General features: G+C 44.0%; 18 protein-coding genes. 7 read left to right on the plus strand and 11 right to left on the minus strand.

Annotation, left to right across the window (positions count from 1 at the left end):
* Nucleotides 1-256: 256 nt before the first annotated feature.
* The 4 genes from FN124_RS08410 to FN124_RS08425 form a co-directional block, all read right to left on the minus strand.
* Nucleotides 257-595 (minus strand): tRNA-binding protein, encoded by a 339-nt coding sequence (locus FN124_RS08410; RefSeq protein WP_142684284.1) that lies wholly within the window; start codon nucleotides 593-595, stop codon nucleotides 257-259.
* Nucleotides 596-813: 218 nt separating this feature from the next.
* Entirely contained in the window at nucleotides 814-1,365 is a 552-nt protein-coding gene (gene lptC / locus FN124_RS08415; protein ID WP_142684285.1) for an LPS export ABC transporter periplasmic protein LptC, read from the minus strand.
* Between the two features lie 129 nt (nucleotides 1,366-1,494).
* A complete protein-coding gene (bamG, locus tag FN124_RS08420; RefSeq protein WP_142684286.1) occupies nucleotides 1,495-2,790 on the minus strand; it encodes a BamG family beta-barrel-assembly machinery protein in 1,296 nt (431 codons plus the stop codon).
* Nucleotides 2,791-2,960: 170 nt separating this feature from the next.
* Nucleotides 2,961-3,596 carry an LON peptidase substrate-binding domain-containing protein gene (locus tag FN124_RS08425; protein ID WP_142684287.1) on the minus strand — a complete coding sequence of 212 codons (636 nt, stop codon included), beginning with the start codon at nucleotides 3,594-3,596 and terminating at the stop codon, nucleotides 2,961-2,963.
* 171 nt (nucleotides 3,597-3,767) lie between these two features.
* On the opposite strand from FN124_RS08425, the gene FN124_RS08430 reads away from it, so the two are divergent.
* From FN124_RS08430 to FN124_RS08445, 4 genes are all read left to right on the plus strand, one after another.
* Nucleotides 3,768-4,814: a glycosyltransferase family 4 protein gene (locus tag FN124_RS08430; RefSeq protein ID WP_142684288.1), complete on the plus strand. Its 1,047-nt coding sequence runs from the start codon at nucleotides 3,768-3,770 to the stop codon at nucleotides 4,812-4,814.
* A gap of 45 nt (nucleotides 4,815-4,859) precedes the next feature.
* A complete protein-coding gene (gene meaB, locus FN124_RS08435) occupies nucleotides 4,860-5,762 on the plus strand; it encodes a methylmalonyl Co-A mutase-associated GTPase MeaB (protein WP_142684289.1) in 903 nt (300 codons plus the stop codon).
* Nucleotides 5,763-5,769: 7 nt separating this feature from the next.
* A complete protein-coding gene (locus FN124_RS08440; RefSeq protein WP_142684290.1) occupies nucleotides 5,770-6,435 on the plus strand; it encodes a DNA alkylation repair protein in 666 nt (221 codons plus the stop codon).
* A gap of 153 nt (nucleotides 6,436-6,588) precedes the next feature.
* The gene (locus tag FN124_RS08445) at nucleotides 6,589-6,915 is read left to right on the plus strand and encodes a DMT family transporter (RefSeq protein ID WP_142684291.1); all 327 of its coding nucleotides are present in this window, start codon (nucleotides 6,589-6,591) and stop codon (nucleotides 6,913-6,915) included.
* Between the two features lie 21 nt (nucleotides 6,916-6,936).
* Here the strand turns inward: FN124_RS08445 and FN124_RS08450 are convergent, their stop codons facing one another.
* Nucleotides 6,937-8,199 carry a chloride channel protein gene (locus FN124_RS08450; RefSeq protein WP_142684292.1) on the minus strand — a complete coding sequence of 421 codons (1,263 nt, stop codon included), beginning with the start codon at nucleotides 8,197-8,199 and terminating at the stop codon, nucleotides 6,937-6,939.
* A gap of 270 nt (nucleotides 8,200-8,469) precedes the next feature.
* Between FN124_RS08450 and FN124_RS08455 the strand changes: the two genes are divergently transcribed.
* The 3 genes from FN124_RS08455 to FN124_RS08465 all read left to right on the plus strand — a co-directional run bounded on the left by FN124_RS08455 (nucleotide 8,470) and on the right by FN124_RS08465 (nucleotide 10,045).
* Nucleotides 8,470-9,045, plus strand: coding sequence for a protoglobin domain-containing protein (locus FN124_RS08455; protein ID WP_142684293.1), 576 nt, complete (start codon nucleotides 8,470-8,472; stop codon nucleotides 9,043-9,045).
* A gap of 33 nt (nucleotides 9,046-9,078) precedes the next feature.
* A complete protein-coding gene (locus tag FN124_RS08460; RefSeq protein ID WP_142684294.1) occupies nucleotides 9,079-9,339 on the plus strand; it encodes a DUF2024 family protein in 261 nt (86 codons plus the stop codon).
* A 97-nt stretch (nucleotides 9,340-9,436) separates the two neighbouring features.
* Nucleotides 9,437-10,045, plus strand: a complete 609-nt coding sequence (locus FN124_RS08465) for a MarR family winged helix-turn-helix transcriptional regulator (protein ID WP_142684295.1) — start codon at nucleotides 9,437-9,439, stop codon at nucleotides 10,043-10,045.
* Between the two features lie 7 nt (nucleotides 10,046-10,052).
* Here FN124_RS08465 and FN124_RS08470 read toward each other — a convergent pair whose 3' ends face one another.
* The 6 genes from FN124_RS08470 to FN124_RS08495 all read right to left on the minus strand — a co-directional run bounded on the left by FN124_RS08470 (nucleotide 10,053) and on the right by FN124_RS08495 (nucleotide 13,367).
* Nucleotides 10,053-10,526 (minus strand): GNAT family N-acetyltransferase, encoded by a 474-nt coding sequence (locus tag FN124_RS08470; RefSeq protein WP_142684296.1) that lies wholly within the window; start codon nucleotides 10,524-10,526, stop codon nucleotides 10,053-10,055.
* 26 nt (nucleotides 10,527-10,552) lie between these two features.
* Nucleotides 10,553-10,768, minus strand: coding sequence for a CAMCR motif-containing small membrane protein (locus tag FN124_RS08475; RefSeq protein WP_142684298.1), 216 nt, complete (start codon nucleotides 10,766-10,768; stop codon nucleotides 10,553-10,555).
* 63 nt (nucleotides 10,769-10,831) lie between these two features.
* Entirely contained in the window at nucleotides 10,832-11,404 is a 573-nt protein-coding gene (locus FN124_RS08480; RefSeq protein WP_142684300.1) for a DUF420 domain-containing protein, read from the minus strand.
* A gap of 77 nt (nucleotides 11,405-11,481) precedes the next feature.
* Nucleotides 11,482-12,174: an SCO family protein gene (locus tag FN124_RS08485; protein WP_185937133.1), complete on the minus strand. Its 693-nt coding sequence runs from the start codon at nucleotides 12,172-12,174 to the stop codon at nucleotides 11,482-11,484.
* Between the two features lie 53 nt (nucleotides 12,175-12,227).
* On the minus strand, nucleotides 12,228-12,626 hold the full coding sequence (locus FN124_RS08490) for a cytochrome C oxidase subunit IV family protein (RefSeq protein ID WP_142684302.1): 399 nt from the start codon (nucleotides 12,624-12,626) through the stop codon (nucleotides 12,228-12,230).
* A 66-nt stretch (nucleotides 12,627-12,692) separates the two neighbouring features.
* Complete coding sequence (locus tag FN124_RS08495; protein WP_142684303.1) at nucleotides 12,693-13,367, minus strand: cytochrome c oxidase subunit 3; 675 nt, start codon at nucleotides 13,365-13,367, stop codon at nucleotides 12,693-12,695.
* Nucleotides 13,368-13,393 lie beyond the last annotated feature (26 nt).

The raw sequence follows: 13,393 nt of genomic DNA on the forward strand, positions 1-13,393 counted from the left end.
AGGGCTGGTAAGAATACCGCCCTTGTAATAATTTTAACCATATCCTATGAAAAACCTGGAACAAAGATATACTGCCGGTTTTTAGTATAGATTTCATTTCCGTGAACGATGTATTATTGTTCGTAAACTGATGATAATGGATAATAACTTATTATATTATTTTAATAATAACATTATTAGCAATCATAATTATATATATTAAATATCTATTAACAACTGATATTCAATGTAAATACTAGTTTTACAGGCTATTTTATTACGCTATGCGCTGCCCGTTTGCCACTTTCATGCCCGGCTCAAGTAGCACAACTTCCTTTTTATCGCCCACAGCACCCAGCACCAGGCATTCTGATATAAAGTTGGCTATTTGCTTTGGGGGGAAGTTCACAACCGCCACAACCTGCTTTCCAATAAGATCCTCTTTCCGGTAAAGATGGGTGATCTGGGCAGATGATTTCCTGATACCGGTTTCCGGACCGAAATCAATAATTAACTGGTAAGAAGGATTACGGGCTTTGGGAAAGTCGTTTGCTTCCAGGATAGTGCCCACTCTCATTTCTACTTTTTCAAAATCGGGCCAGCTGATAGTTTCCATGTGCTAATTTTTTGCCTAATATAGCCATCCCCGTTATAGTGAACAAGCTTTCCCGGCCTCTCCTTAAATGTTATAAGCGGTAACAAACAATGGCCGGAATACGGCAAACTGGCATAATTATTGACTTTTAAGGCCAAATTTTAGGTTAAAAAATAGGTTAAAGCGAAAGAACCCCACCTGCAGAGGTGGGGTTCTTTCGTATAGTTATTTATGTAATATCAGTTGAGCGTGGCGGTACTATCCTGCACAGTAATAGGCCCGCTTACCTTTAATATCTTCTTCTCGCTGAAATCCTGGTTGGCTTCCAGACCCCATCCGTGCAGCGAATCAGTAGGCGTTTTAATAAACACTTCTTTTGTAGAATAAAAGATCTTTCTTTTCGGATCCCAGTTCAATTCTTTTGTATCCAGGCGTTCTCCTTTCTTGTTGATCACAATCACGCTGTCTGAAAGAAACACATCTCCATCATCTTCCATAAATTTCCCTTTCTTGGCCGATAAGGTGCTTTCCAGTCCAAGGGAATCATTATACATAAACACTTTCAGCCCGTTATTAAAAGCCACGTAAGTGGGCTTATCCAGGCCGCGTTCCATTGTAGGTCCTGTTAATTTTGCATTCACCTTTCCCCCCTGGCTGAATATGATCACAATATCCTGTCCGTTTTCCGTGGCTGCCTTTTTTGAGTCCAGCTCCATTACAGCATCGATGTCATTCTCACAGCTGCTAACGGCAAGGGCCATTATAAAAAATAAGATGGTTCTTTTAATCATTTGAATGGATAATGCTTCAAAGATAGGAATTCAGTATAAGCTTTCAGCTTCCTGAAAAACGAAGCGGAGATATAAGCGTAGTCTGTGTTTACTTAGCTTATATCTCCGCTGCATGTATATCTGCAAAAGTTATTCGTATTTACGTTTGATAAACCATTTATCGCTCAGGGTAAAGCCGAGTGATATACGGTAGATGTTCTCTTTTAACACGGTTTCGTTGTTGCCGCGGTGAGCTATTTCAAATGCCACGTTGATCATGCTGTACTGATTGGAGTAGGGCATGCGGCGTACAGGTAAACCGGCGCCTACCGTGAAGCCCATTGTGGGCATATTTACACCTTCCAGCTGCAGGTAATCTTTACCGTAATATCCTCCAAGGCGGTATGCCACCCGGTTCCAATAACCGCTCAGGGCCGTGGCATTGGGCACAAACTGTCCGCCGATGGCGAGCTTCCAGGAGTTCTGCAGGGAATCTTTATTACCGAAGTTCTTATAATTCTCCCACTGGCTTGAATTGAAGTCAACCCCGATCATCCATTTATCAAATTTACGCAGCATGATACCGGCTCCATACTCTTCCGGGAACACTACTGTTCCCCGGTCGCCTTTGGAGTAACTGACAGTATCCTGCGTAATATAGTTATTGGAAGATGCGTCGAACTGTACAGTTTCGTTGAGTGTTTCCTGGCGGGCATTCATATTTTGCTTCAAACTTCCGGAGGCCCCAAAGGTCAGGTCCATATCTTTTGCCACTTTAGCCCTGTATTGTACCCCTAATTTGTAAAAAAAGCTGTTGTAGGTGGTACGGAACATCCTGTGTGAAGCATATACATTTGGATCGGGGAAAGCGAGGCGGGTATTGTTTTCTATATTACCAAAAAGATAACCGAGGTTCACCCCCACGCTGAAATGACCGAAACGTACGCCTGTACCGGCATATAACTGGTAAAGACCACCGCTGCCCTCGTACTTGCTGGTCAGCGGAACCCTCAGCGTATCAAAGAAAGTACCGTTATGTGATTCCTGGATATTATAGGATACCCTTGTTACCGGGCGAAGCCCCAGGTTTAATCCCCATTTGTTGGTGATCAGCGGAATACCCAGCTGCAGGTAGGACAGGGTACCGAACCCGGAACTGAACTTTGCTCCCTTGTCTGTAATAGAACGGGCGCCGCCTTCCACTCCCACATCAAAAGTAGTGAGCAACAGGCTGGAGTAGCTGGCCGGATTGATAAAGTTAACTGACTGAGGGTCGCTATACGCCTGGGAAACCCCTCCCATTCCACGGTTTACCGTGTTCTGGTTATTATGCAGATCTCCTAATCCGTAGCGGGAATATGGTGAGTTGTCCTGTGCGATAGCCTTATTTGCCAACAGAAAAAAACTTCCTAACAGGCAAAGAATACTGACTTTTGTCCAATGCATTTAGTATCAGAATTGAGTTTGAGCCCTTATTCCATTGAAATTATGGGTCTGCAAATATCAACTTTTTAAGGCGGGAAGCAAAAAAAACCAAAAAACCACCTGTTAAATGCACGTTAAAGTTCCGGTGCTCCTGGCAGGAAAAGCAGACCAGGCGGGCGTCTTACCCCAAACTATAAATTATCAGCAGATAAGTTCCTGAAGTGCCCGTTCAACAGCACCCGCTCTTTCAGCCTTTCCATTTCCGCCATCATGGGGATAACCTTGTGCAAATGACGCTTCAGGTATTCCAGCCGCTGGGCTTCATAAAAAAGGTGAAGCATCTCGTACTCTTCATCGATCGATAACCCGGCATGATGCGCCAGATCGTATGAGCTGAGCTCGCTATCGTCTTTCTTGAATGATTTATGGATCTGGAGAATGGCATGCAGCTCCCTTATACCATGTAGTACTTCCTGCAGCAACCGGCTATTGCCAGACTCATTGTTCTCGGGGTAGTTTACAATAGCGCCGGCATATAATTTCTCAGGAATAGTGGAAACATGCTCCAAAATGCGAAAAACACTGTCTCCAACGGTAATTATGTCCATTTCCCCGCTTTCATATATTTTTTCTACCTTTTTTATTTGCACGAGTGTTCCATATTCCATAATTTTTTTATTTATTACAACTGGAATACCAAACGGCTTTTGCTCAGCCAAACAGGCTGCAATTAATTGCTTGTACCGGGGCTCAAAAACATGCAGATTCAACTGCTCCCCCGGGTACACTACAATTCCAAGCGGAAATATGGAGATAAAATTCGTCATCTGTATTTTTTATTCACCATCGGACTGACGACCAATATACGCCAGGAAGATAAATTTATCCGGAAACCGCCGGAAGATAATTATCTCTTTTTCGTAAAAAGTTGTAATATCTTCGCTTAAGCATTTAGTTATATATAAATATATACCTGACAATTATTCAAACCGATTAATATGCCAAGATTTGTGATAGACTGTGAGAGAATGAAATATCCGAACAACGGTCTATATACTTATTGCAGCGAACTTGGCCAAACCTTAATGAAGTTGATCGCTCCTCCCGAGGAGCTGTACTTCTATTTGCCTTCCTATAAGGAAACGCTTTTCTCCAACCAGGCACACTACAAACAAAAAGCATGGCATAAGCTGTGGATGCCCTATTCAAAAGATATTCAGCTCTGGCATACCACTTACCAGTTATCCGACTATACCCCGGCTTCACCGGAGATAAAACGTGTATTGACTATTCATGACCTCAATTTCCTGTACAAACCCAATTATAAATATAAAATATCGGGCCAGCTGGCAAAAGTGCAGCGGATGATCAATAAAGCCGATCATATTATTACAATATCGAATTATGTAAAAGAAGATGTTTTACAGCACCTCGAAATTGGAGATACCCCGCTGAGCGTAATTTATAATGGTTGTGATGTAAAATCATTCCCGTTATTCAATACCCCGCTTTACCGCCCCTCGCAGCCATTTCTTTTCACCATCGGCACTATTCTACCCAAGAAAAACTTCCATGTTATTCCCCGGTTGCTGAAAGACAATGATTATGAACTGATTATAGCCGGCAATGCCAATACCACCTATCAAAAACAGATCCTGCAGGAAGCTGCGCTCTATGGCGTTCAGGACCGGGTTAAAATTATTGGTCCGATAGATGAAAAAAGCAAATACTGGTATTTCAGCAACTGCTCCGCTTTTGTATTTCCGTCTATCGCTGAAGGTTTTGGCATACCTGTAATAGAAGCTATGCACTACGGAAAACCGGTATTCCTCTCGGATAAAACCAGCTTACCCGAAATTGGCGGCGATCTGGCCTACTATTTTAAAAATTTTGATCCTGCCTACATGCAGGACATTTTTAATAAAGGGATGGCCCATTATAATGCCACCCAGCCTATGGCTGCGCTTAAAAAGCACGCCGATAGCTTCAGATGGGAGGAAATAGGAGCCAAGTACCTGGATATTTACCGTTCACTGACCGCGTAAACCGGGATACCTTATTTTTGTTCTTCAAATTCTGTAAACAGTAAAATGTACCAGCAGTATATACCCGGACTCTTAAACGGAAATATCAAATCACTGGCCCGTTGCATTTCCCTCGTTGAAAATGAAGCAACAGGATATGAACAGCTGCTGGAACAGATACCCGTGAGTGATCATACCAAAGTGGTAGGTATTACCGGCCCTCCCGGTGCGGGAAAGAGCACGCTGGTAAATGCACTCATTACCCAATTGCTGGAACAGGATAAAAGCGTGGCTATCATAGCAGTAGACCCCTCGTCGCCCTTCAATTTCGGCGCCCTGCTGGGCGACCGGATCAGGATGGGCCAGCACTTCAATCACCCCCGCGTTTTTATCCGCTCTATGGCCAGCAGGGGCGCCCTGGGAGGATTAAGCCCTAAAATCATTGAAGTAAGTGACCTTATTAAGGCCGCAGCATTCGACTATCTTTTTATTGAAACCGTGGGCGTGGGGCAAAGTGAAGTGGAAATAGCCGGTGTGGCAGATACCACTGTTGTGGTAGTGGTTCCGGAGGCCGGCGATGAGATCCAGACCATGAAAGCAGGCCTGATGGAGATCGCGGATATCTTTATTGTGAACAAAGCCGACAGGGATAATGCAGACGCCTTTGTGAAAAACCTGCGGCTGCTGGCACACAGCAAGCATCAGGGCGATTGGGAGATCCCCGTGATCAAGTCGATAGCTACCAAACAGTCAGGGATACACGAAATAATACAGGCCATCGAAAACCATCATTCCCTGGTTTCCCATCAACAACAAAAGCATATTTTGTTGCTGGCAGAAAAAGCCTGGCAGCTGATACAACACCGGCGCATGAAAAATATTTCCAAACAAATCCTTCAACAGGAGATACAGGAACTGCTTCAGCAAAAAACGTTTAATCTTTACCGTTATATCGGCACTAAAAGCTAAGGGGCGCATGAATTACCTTAAACTAATCACAGAAGCATATACAGTGGCCGCCAACCCGGCTTACGCCATCACCATGAAAGCGTATTTGCGTGATCAGTTTGAGCATCTGGGCATTAAAACACCGGAACGCCGCCTCATTAATAAAGGGCTGAAAGCGGAATACGGATTGCCGGCCATCAACGATATGCCCGTACTGGTAAAAGCGCTGTGGAAAAAACCGGAACGTGAATATCAATATGCTGCTATTGATTTTATGCAGCTATTGCGTAAAGACTGGACCATAAATGATATCCACCTGTTTGAGTACATGATAGTTCATAAATCGTGGTGGGACAGTGTAGACTCCACAGTGTCATTCCTTGCAGGGCCCTGGCTGAGAAAATTTCCTGAGGTATGGCCTGCCGTTACCGATCAGTGGATTGCCAGCGAAAATATGTGGTTGCAAAGGGCGGCTATTATACATCAGAATGCTTACAAGCAATATACCAATGAACTGCTGTTATACAGCTATATCAAACAATGCGCCCACTCAAAAGAATTTTTTATTCAAAAGGCCATTGGCTGGGCTTTACGGGAATATGCCAAAACCAACCCGGGCAGTGTACGTAAGTTTGTGAACAATTATCCACTGGCGCCGCTCAGTAAGCGGGAAGCGCTCCGCAGGATCGATTAGATAACTTTTTGCTACCTTTGCCGCATGCGTTTTACTTCATTCGGCATATCTATCGCTTACGCGGTGTTTAATTACGGTCTCTGATCCCGGGGAGCGGTCATTTTCATACCCATACATTTCCATATATTTTTTTACTTTTTAAATTCAGTAATTATGCCTTGGTTATTCCTTGTCATTGGCGGGCTGTTTGAAATAGGCTTTACTATTTCATTAAAATATTCTGAGAATTTTTCCAGGCTGTGGCCATCAGTGAGCTTTGCTGTATGTATCTGTTTAAGCTTCTTCTTCTTGAATAAAGCGATTAATGGCGGTCTACCTATAGGCACGTCTTATGCCGTGTGGACGGGTATTGGCGCCGCCGGTACCGCTATTGCCGGTATGATATTCTTTAAGGAGCCGGCTGCCATGTTGCGCATTTTTTTCCTGATGCTGTTAATAGGCTCAATTGTAGGTTTAAAGTTTGTTTCAGGACAAGAATAAACAGGCATCAACAGCGCAGGGTTATATATCACTTTGCGCTGTTTTGCTTTTGAAGATGGCAATGCCATAAGCCAATACACAGGCAAGCATGGCAGGAAGCGCAACATTGATATCATGGGTCATTTCCAGCAGTAATACAATAGCAGTGAGCACCAGGCGTGATGTGCCTGCCAGCATAGCTCCCATACCTACCAGTACAACAATGCCGGCATTGATCATAACAGCAGGAAAAAGCATCTGCATGGGAGCGCCGATCAAAAGGCCGATAGCCCCACCTATAACCAGTAAGGGAATGATACCACTGCCTGTTTTATTAGCGCCTGAGAAAAAAAGCCAGGCAATCCATTTAATAAAGGCCAGTGCAAAAAGAATAGCCAGGGTAACATGCGCCTGCAGCAGGTCGGTAACATAACCTTCGCCTGTGCCCAGTATCCGCGGAAAAATGTACCCGGCGATACCGGTAAGCAAAGCAGCGGTTAGTAAATACCACTTATTATATTTAGTTAGCTTTCCAAACCATTTACCGATAAGCTTATACAATACCGTGCTTAACCGGGCCCACAGCCCCACCAGTATAGCAATAACGCTGTAAGCCGCCACCGCTTTTCCGTTCATTGCCGGCAGGGAAGAAAAACTTAACACCGGAGTAGTGCCCCTGTACAGGTAATTGCCTGCAGCAGCCGTTGCCGCAGCCACCACTACCGGCAATATGTTTTTAAGTGTCCGGTTGGGTAAATATAGCTCCAGCGCAAGAAATACAGCTGCCACCGGCGCACCAAAAAGGCTACCTAAAGTACTGCATGCGCCGGCAATAAAAAGTATCCGGCATTCCTCCTCCGTACAACGGAACAGCTTTCCGGTCCAGGCACCTATGCCTCCGTTAAATAACATAGCCGCATTTTCAATACCCAGCGGATTGCCTGCTCCAATAGCAACAGTTAATCCTGATGCGCGGAGCAGGGGAGAAGTATAACGACCTAAAGCAGTGAGCAATATGGCGCCCGCTACGGGGATAATAATGATCCACAGATCACGTTCTGTATTTTCAATACCGGTGTAAGCGGTTATTATTTCACCGTAGTAGGCCAGCGATGCTATCCAGTGAATGATAGTGGTAATGCCCCATGCAACAACAGCTCCGGCGGCAGCCACCAGTATTGCAGCAACGGAAAGATACCAGGTACGGGAGGCGCCAGGTATGGATGCGTTAGCCGGTATTTGCAGTGGTTCAACCGCCATCAGGGGGAGTCCGTTCTTTGTTATAGCGTAAAGCTTAGTTGTCATGAAGTGGGTATTATCAGCCAGATTATCAAATCTATATAGTTCACTGTAGAATCACAAATAATTTTTAGTTAATATATTCAGCAGCTAACGTACAGGAGTATACGCTTGCCAATATCTCTCCTCCTCCATATAAAATCTCTCAAAAATCAATAATCAGCGAATCACTGTTCCTGTGCAAAATCCGCAGGATCCTGCCGGGTGTTGTTTTAGTTAGGCAACCTTATTATATTTGTAATAACCAATCCGTGAAGGAAACCAAAACTAACATGTATGAATGACGCTAGGCATCATGGCACAGCTGGCGCTGATAACCCCTCCTCACTGGATGCACAAACACTGGTCAGATTAAAAAGAATGCTGTTGTTCACCAATGAGGATGAGCAATACCTGATAATGGCGGGAAATATCCTTGCAGCGCATACAGAAGATATCCTTGATAATTGGTACAACTGCATCTTAAAAAACAATTATCTCGCTGGTTATTTCACCAAAGATGGTGAGCCTGATGTTGCTTACCTGCAATCGCTCCGGCCGCATTTCCGGAAATGGATAACAGACCTGTGCACACGCCAGGAAGGGAATTCATGGTGGCAATTTGAAGAGCGGATTGCGGCACAGCTGCAAAATAAAAAAGCGGAGGAGCATGACATAGATCCTTTGCCGCTGGTATACTTACGTTATTTGTCTTCTTTTATATATCCTGTTTCTGAGGCCGGAAGACCTTTCCTGGGCAAACATGGCCACTCGGCAACAGAGGTGGAACGTATGCAGCAGGCCTGGTTCAAAGCAGTTAGTTTCAGTGTATTGTTATGGGTATACCCTCAGCCCCGACAACTCCCTTTTTAAATAACCATTTACGTTAGCATCAAAAGTATTTCAATGGAAGTTGCTGTTTTCGACACTTACGTTAAGAAAAAAGATGGAGGATATCTGCATTTTGATATCATCGTTACAAAAGATACCCCGTTTGATGAAGTTCTGACCTTTGGAAATATATACCTCCAATCCAAAAAGGGGGAGGGATTAAATATTTCCCGGAAAGATTGCCGTTTTTGCCATATCACTGAAATTATACCGCGCTGGGAAACCCAGATCCGGCAAAACGGGTATTATATCCATGAATTGGAAGGATGCCAGTAAAAAAACGCTTTCATGCAGGAATGTCACTAATATGCTATTTCATGCCATATATTTATATTGTACCTTGCCGAACTAACTATAAGGACAGCAAGAAAATATGGGGAAAGTTTCCACATTCAGCCCTGCACAGCAGGCAGAAGACACACCTAGTAAAATAGTGGCCTCCCTGGAGCGATTATCAGAAGCCTTCCGCGTATTATTATGGCAGGAAGCAACACAGTATGGACTAAGTCCCATCCAAATTCAGGTACTTACCTTTTTACTGCACTACCCGGAGGAAAAACGTACTGTAACCACACTGGCATCGTACTTCAACATGACCAAAGCCACCATCAGCGATGCAGTGAAATCACTGGAACAGAAGAATTACCTGACTCGTAAGGCCAGCCCTACAGATACGCGCAGCCACACCTTACATCTTGTAAAAGAAGGCAGGGCAGTTGCCAAAAAAGTAGAGCAATTTGCGGATCCATTACAAAAAACGGTAGCGCAAATGCCTTTAAAGGAACAAGCAGGGTTACTGGAACAATTGATGCAGGTAATATACCAGCTCAATCAGGAGGAAATTATTTCCACTCAGCCCATGTGCTTTAACTGTGAGCATCTCAATGAAAAGAAAGGGTATCACTGCAGTAAGTTGAAGATCTCTTTAAACAATGGCGGTTTAAGGATGGAGTGTCCTGTTTTTAAGCTCCGGGAAGAGTAGCCATTATTTACTGGATACGGGGTAACTGACAGGTCATTTCATTATCACCGGCTACAAACCCGAATTGTTCGTATAATAAACGGCCTTCTTTACTGGTATGTAAGCTTACTTTACCGGTATTCCGTTCTTTTGCTTCATCGAGGATCTTCTGCAGTAACGTTTTTGCAATACCTCTGCGGCGAAAAGCAGGAAGTGTAAACACGTTCAGGATATAGGCTACTTTGCCTTCGAGGTTGTGGTACAATGGTGGCTGGTTGTAAAAAACAATGCCTGCACTGGCCACGATCTCGCCTTCCACATCGGCAAACCAGTTTACAAAGTTATTTTTGGTAAGATGTTCTGTTAAGTAGGCCCTGAGCTGATCCTTCAACACGGCATCCTTGGAGTTATCAGAATTAGGGTAAATTTCTTTCAGAAACTGCAGCCGCAAATGTATTAACTGCGGGATATCCGTTATATCCGCTTTTCTGTAGGTAATCATAGCTTTTTTGGGTTATGCGAAATTTGTCAGGCTTCTTTATTGCTTCTCCACCATCTGAATGCCAGGAAGCCGATGATAGCCAGGGGCGTTAAAGCCAGCATCAGAATACCATTATTCAGGCCTTTTGCGGGGCCTTCACCCAGCTGTTGAGCCGTTTTAGTACACAGGGAACATTGCGCCATTACTGATCCGCTCATCAAAACCAAAAACACTGTCAGTAAAAACAAACCTGCCTTCTTCATAGTATTTGTTATTTGATCCATCAAAATTAGGCTATCTGTCTTAAAAAATCTTCCTTAATTCTATCAATGGTAATAAGGGGAGATCATAATATATACAATCACGCCGGTAACAGCTACATAAAACCAGATGGGCCAGGTGATCCGGGCAATTTTCCTGTGACGCGGAATATCATTCTGAAAACCGCGCAGCAGGGTGAACAGCACCAGCGGTACTATGATAGCAGCCAGTACAATATGTGTAAGCAACAGGAAATAGTAAATGTAACGGATGCTTCCCAGCATTGCCTTTTCTGCCGCATCAAGCGCACCATTATGATCCATGTCGCCGAAACGGGTTTCGGGGGCCAGTGAATGATAGGTAACATAGGAAAGCAGGAATATAGCCGACAAGCCCACCGCAATCAAGTTGGTGGTTTTATGTGCCTTCACATGCCCGTTCTTTATAAAATACAGGCTGGCCAGCAATAAAACCGCGGTACTGGTATTCAGAATAGCATGGAACAATGGCAGTATCCTGATGTCAAAACCAGGGTGCATTTCCGGTTTGGGTAAAACAAACAATAACGCAACCAGTACAGGTATGGCTATTGACACGATGGTAATAGGCGTATTGAGATTTCTGTTCTTAAGTTCCATATCCACTAAAATGTGAAAGGTGAATAAAGAAAGGTGAACAACCTTTCCTTATTCACCTTTCCTTTACAATTATTTTATTACTTCTCTCCGGAGAACAGTTTTTTAAGGAAGGCTGCAAAACCCGGCCGGTGTCTGTCTTTTGCCAGATGCAATATGGCGATATCGCCGGCGCATCTTTTTACATCGTTGGAATCAAGACCATTATAATATCCCCGGATGTTCCTGTTTTTATCGATCAATACCAGCTTCTCGGTATGTATAAAATCGTCCGGACCGCCATCTCCCTGTGTTACAGAAACAAAGAAGTCGTTTCTGGCGAGGTCATAGATCTCTTTTTTACTACCGGTTAGCAACCACCAGTTGTCGGGATTTATCTGGTGATCGTATGCGTACTTACGCAGTTTATCTACCGTATCCCTTTCCGGGTCTACTGAAAAGGAGAGGATCTGCAGTAAAGAATCGTTCTTTACATAAGCACTCTGTACCTTTTTCAGGTTCTTTGTTAGTGTAGGACAGATACTCGGGCAGGAAGTAAAAAAGAAATCAACCAATAACACTTTTCCTTCCATGTTCTTTAAACTCACCTGTTCTCCCAGTTGGTTGGTAAGTTTAAAGTCCCTGATCTTATGAAAAACGGTATCGTAGGAAACTTTACCATTTTCAGAGATCGTATCTATTCCCTCGGGGATGAAGTATCCGGGTACCGGCACCACATTTTTTCCGTAGTGATCTACAATGAGATAACCCAAAAGCGGCACCAGTATTGCCAATGAAACTCCTAATAAAGCCCTGCGAGAAATGATCCTGATAGTTTATTGATGAATTAATGATGTTTCTCAGCAGGTGCTACTTTCACCGCTTCCACAGGTGTACCGGGTTTCAGATCGGTACGCATATTTTTCCAGGAATCACCTTCGTAGAGGAAGGCGATAATAAACCATACAAACAGCAGTAATGGAATCAGGATGGTCATAATGAGATTTTTGATCTCATGGCCCAGGTGCATGAATTCTGCAACGATGTAGAATGCTTTCACCAGGGTAAGACCGATAAAGATCGCGTTCAGCATTACTCTTGGCAGAAACCCGAATTCCAGGTGTAAGAAAGCCAGACCTACTTCAAACACTGTGATACACAACAGTATCCAGAACGTTTTCCAGATTGTTTTGGTAGATGAGTCAGCATGTGCGGCTTCATGCCCTGCATTATGTGTATGCTCCATTATTATTTCAATTAAATAAATTCTAAAATCAGTTCCTAACCTTGTTGTTCTCTTCCTGTTTTATGATCAAAGCAGGTAGAAGCAGGTGAATACGAATACCCAAACCAGATCTACAAAGTGCCAGTACAAACCTACTTTTTCCACCATTTCATAATGTCCTCTCTGATCGTAGGTACCTTTCAGTACATTAGCGAGGATCACGATGTTCAATACAACGCCGGAAGTTACGTGTAATCCGTGGAAGCCGGTGATGGTAAAGAAGAAGTTGGTAAAGTTGGTAGAAGCCAGTGTACCATCCACATTATGGAAAGGATTGCGGCCCCACCATGCACCTTCATGATACAGGTGTGTCCATTCCCATGCCTGACAGCTCAGGAACGCGGCTCCTCCAATGATGGTCCAGATCATCCACTTGGCAACGGCTTTTTTATCTCTCATGTGACCGGCATGTACCGCCAATACCATGGTTACAGAACTCATAATGAGGATGAAGGTCATCAAGCTCACAAACATCAACGGCAACTCGGCATGGCCCATGCCGGGAAATGATTTGAACACTTCATTCGGATCAGGCCAGGATGGGCTGGAAAACCGGATGGTACCATATGAGATCAACAATGCGCCGAATGTGAACGCATCTGACATCAGGAAGTACCACATCATCAACTTACCATAGCTCACATTAAAGGGAGAATATCCTCCGGCCCACCATTTTTTCTTCGCTGTAACTGCTGTATCCATTGTTTGTTTTATAAAATTTTACAAAG

Origin of the sequence: Chitinophaga polysaccharea (genome assembly GCF_902150045.1) — a bacterium.
Lineage (GTDB): Bacteria > Bacteroidota > Bacteroidia > Chitinophagales > Chitinophagaceae > Chitinophaga > Chitinophaga polysaccharea_A.

Coding starts and splice junctions, on each gene's coding strand:
- FN124_RS08470 (WP_142684296.1), bottom strand. CDS start 10,526: ATGATTACCTACAGAAAAGCGGATATAACGGATATCCCGCAGTTAATA.
- FN124_RS08440 (WP_142684290.1), top strand. CDS start 5,770: ATGAATTACCTTAAACTAATCACAGAAGCATATACAGTGGCCGCCAAC.
- meaB (WP_142684289.1), top strand. CDS start 4,860: ATGTACCAGCAGTATATACCCGGACTCTTAAACGGAAATATCAAATCA.
- FN124_RS08450 (WP_142684292.1), bottom strand. CDS start 8,199: ATGACAACTAAGCTTTACGCTATAACAAAGAACGGACTCCCCCTGATG.
- FN124_RS08445 (WP_142684291.1), top strand. CDS start 6,589: ATGCCTTGGTTATTCCTTGTCATTGGCGGGCTGTTTGAAATAGGCTTT.
- FN124_RS08490 (WP_142684302.1), bottom strand. CDS start 12,626: ATGGAGCATACACATAATGCAGGGCATGAAGCCGCACATGCTGACTCA.
- lptC (WP_142684285.1), bottom strand. CDS start 1,365: ATGATTAAAAGAACCATCTTATTTTTTATAATGGCCCTTGCCGTTAGC.
- FN124_RS08475 (WP_142684298.1), bottom strand. CDS start 10,768: ATGAAGAAGGCAGGTTTGTTTTTACTGACAGTGTTTTTGGTTTTGATG.
- FN124_RS08455 (WP_142684293.1), top strand. CDS start 8,470: ATGAATGACGCTAGGCATCATGGCACAGCTGGCGCTGATAACCCCTCC.
- bamG (WP_142684286.1), bottom strand. CDS start 2,790: ATGCATTGGACAAAAGTCAGTATTCTTTGCCTGTTAGGAAGTTTTTTT.
- FN124_RS08425 (WP_142684287.1), bottom strand. CDS start 3,596: ATGACGAATTTTATCTCCATATTTCCGCTTGGAATTGTAGTGTACCCG.
- FN124_RS08495 (WP_142684303.1), bottom strand. CDS start 13,367: ATGGATACAGCAGTTACAGCGAAGAAAAAATGGTGGGCCGGAGGATAT.
- FN124_RS08465 (WP_142684295.1), top strand. CDS start 9,437: ATGGGGAAAGTTTCCACATTCAGCCCTGCACAGCAGGCAGAAGACACA.
- FN124_RS08430 (WP_142684288.1), top strand. CDS start 3,768: ATGCCAAGATTTGTGATAGACTGTGAGAGAATGAAATATCCGAACAAC.
- FN124_RS08460 (WP_142684294.1), top strand. CDS start 9,079: ATGGAAGTTGCTGTTTTCGACACTTACGTTAAGAAAAAAGATGGAGGA.
- FN124_RS08410 (WP_142684284.1), bottom strand. CDS start 595: ATGGAAACTATCAGCTGGCCCGATTTTGAAAAAGTAGAAATGAGAGTG.
- FN124_RS08480 (WP_142684300.1), bottom strand. CDS start 11,404: ATGGAACTTAAGAACAGAAATCTCAATACGCCTATTACCATCGTGTCA.